General features: G+C 43.7%; 1 pseudogene. It reads right to left on the reverse strand.

Annotation, left to right across the window (positions count from 1 at the left end):
* Positions 1–198 (reverse strand): annotated as a pseudogene (locus tag HXW94_RS19085) (Rpn family recombination-promoting nuclease/putative transposase); the annotation flags it as partial.
* Positions 199–279 lie beyond the last annotated feature (81 nt).

The raw sequence follows: 279 nt of genomic DNA on the forward strand, positions 1-279 counted from the left end.
TTCTTTCAGTGTACCCAGGTCATCAATTTTGTTCACCTTGGCCATTACTGTGTCAATATCTCCAGGAAATTTAAGCGTGATGCCCAGTTCGATGCCTTCTTTGAGACCTTCCAGTTTGCCTTCCAGTTTGCCTTCCAGTTTGCCTTCCAGTTTGCCTTCCAACCTGCCTTCATTCTTAGTTCTCTCTGCTAATGTCATGACATACCTCCCTGCCTCTTCGGAAATCGCTTTCTCTGCGATATCCTTTATTTGTTTCCATGATAATTCATTCTTTTCCCG

This window comes from Desulfobacter latus, from assembly GCF_013389365.1.
Lineage (GTDB): Bacteria > Desulfobacterota > Desulfobacteria > Desulfobacterales > Desulfobacteraceae > Desulfobacter > Desulfobacter latus.